A 330-nucleotide genomic window follows, 5' to 3' on the forward strand; every position below is an offset into this window, starting at 1 on the left:
CACCGGGATTCTTCTCATAAGCCTGCTTCAGCGTATCCACCACGAGTTTAGTGTTGTTGGAATGGCTTAATACCCATGAAACAATGGAGTTATCATATACATCGATAATGGCGCTTAAATAGGCTTTACGGCCATTTCCATACTTCAGTTCTGTCACATCTGTACACCACTTTGTATTTGGAGACTGGGCCTCAAAGTTACGATTCATTACATTTTCAACGACATGGGTCTCTGGGGCTTTCATATAGCTTGGTCGTTTCTTACGAATGACTGCTTTGAGGCCAAGCGCACGCATAATTCGGTAATAGCGCTTTTTGTTGTACTGCTTTT

General features: G+C 42.7%; 1 protein-coding gene. It reads right to left on the bottom strand.

Annotation, left to right across the window (positions count from 1 at the left end; translation table 11 throughout):
• Positions 1–330 (bottom strand): DDE-type integrase/transposase/recombinase (locus KI367_RS26810; protein WP_212953339.1); only part of this gene is annotated, 330 nt, incomplete at both ends.

This window comes from Paenibacillus cookii (assembly GCF_018333375.1).
GTDB lineage: Bacteria > Bacillota > Bacilli > Paenibacillales > Paenibacillaceae > Paenibacillus_AQ > Paenibacillus_AQ cookii.